Origin of the sequence: Arthrobacter sp. B1805 (assembly GCF_002929745.1) — a bacterium.
Lineage (GTDB): Bacteria > Actinomycetota > Actinomycetes > Actinomycetales > Micrococcaceae > Arthrobacter_D.
Genome location: NZ_PJIQ01000051.1, coordinates 1 through 1,060, shown reverse-complemented (window position 1 = coordinate 1,060; position 1,060 = coordinate 1). Strand labels below are relative to the sequence as shown.

1 protein-coding gene is annotated in these 1,060 nt (G+C 50.8%); it reads left to right on the top strand.

Translation table 11 applies throughout. The features are described 5' to 3' along the window. Positions 1–26: 26 nt before the first annotated feature. Positions 27–1,060, top strand: a 1,034-nt coding sequence (locus CXQ96_RS18705; protein WP_219816176.1) for a ubiquitin family protein, incomplete at its 3' end; no start/stop codon positions are given.

The window sequence follows — 1,060 nt, the reverse complement described above, 5'->3', positions numbered from 1 at the left end:
AGAAAATTCCCTTTACCCTTTTGAAGATGCAGATCTTTGTCAAAACTCTTACCGGAAAGACAATAACCCTAGAGGTTGAGAGCTCGGACACGATCGATAATGTCAAGGCGAAGATCCAAGACAAAGAGGGCATCCCACCGGATCAGCAGAGGCTGATATTCGCCGGGAAGCAGCTTGAAGACGGTCGAACACTGGCCGACTACAACATCCAGAAGGAGTCCACCTTGCACTTAGTGCTTCGTCTCCGCGGTGGTATGCAGATATTTGTGAAGACTCTTACAGGAAAGACCATTACTTTGGAAGTCGAAAGCTCCGACACGATCGACAACGTTAAAGCCAAGATCCAGGACAAGGAGGGTATTCCACCGGACCAGCAGAGGCTGATCTTTGCCGGCAAGCAGCTCGAAGATGGGCGAACCCTTGCCGATTACAATATCCAGAAAGAGTCAACTCTTCACTTGGTCCTCCGTCTCCGTGGAGGGATGCAGATTTTTGTGAAAACCCTCACTGGAAAGACCATCACCCTGGAGGTCGAAAGCTCCGACACCATTGACAACGTGAAGGCTAAGATCCAGGACAAGGAGGGCATTCCACCGGACCAGCAGAGGCTGATCTTCGCTGGTAAGCAGCTTGAAGATGGCCGAACCCTCGCTGACTACAACATCCAGAAAGAGACGACGCTGCACTTGGTGCTCCGTCTCCGTGGAGGAATGCAGATTTTTGTTAAACCTCTGACCGGACAGACAATTACTCTAGAGGTCGATAGCTCTGACACTATTGACAACGTGAAAGCTAAGATCCAGGATAAGGAGGGCATTCCACCGGACCAGCAGAGGCTGATTTTCGCAGGAAAGCAGCTGGAAGACGGCCGAACTCTCGCGGATTACAACATTCAGAAAGAGTCAACACTTCACTTGGTCCTCCGCCTCCGTGGTGGCATGCAGATCTTCGTGAAGACTTTAACTGGCAAGACAATTACCTTAGAGGTTGAGAGCTCGGATACCATCGACAATGTGAAAGCGAAGATTCAGGACAAGGAGGGGATTCCACCGGACCAGCG